1 protein-coding gene is annotated in these 201 nt (G+C 45.8%); it reads left to right on the top strand.

Going from position 1 to position 201, the window contains the following annotated elements; genetic code table 11:
* The coding region (locus CWC11_RS21175; protein ID WP_171038499.1) for a thiamine phosphate synthase at nucleotides 1-201 on the top strand (201 nt) is incomplete at both ends.

Below are 201 nucleotides of genomic sequence, written 5' to 3'. Positions count from 1 at the left end.
GACAGGGCAAATACAAGGGCTTGAAAAGCTCAATAAATTTGTACCGCTTATGCAGAGTTACCCTACAGTCGCTATTGGCGGTATTGATTTAAATAGGGCGCAAGAGGTTGCTAAATGGGGCGTGGGCAGTGTAGCCGTGGTGCGTGCTATTACCGAGGCTGATGATTATGTAGAGGCAATCAATACCTTAAAATCGGTGAT

The sequence above is a fragment of the Pseudoalteromonas sp. S3178 genome, from assembly GCF_005886985.1.
GTDB lineage: Bacteria > Pseudomonadota > Gammaproteobacteria > Enterobacterales > Alteromonadaceae > Pseudoalteromonas > Pseudoalteromonas carrageenovora.
Note: the sequence above shows the minus strand (reverse complement) of the source record. Positions and strands in the feature narration are given on the sequence as shown.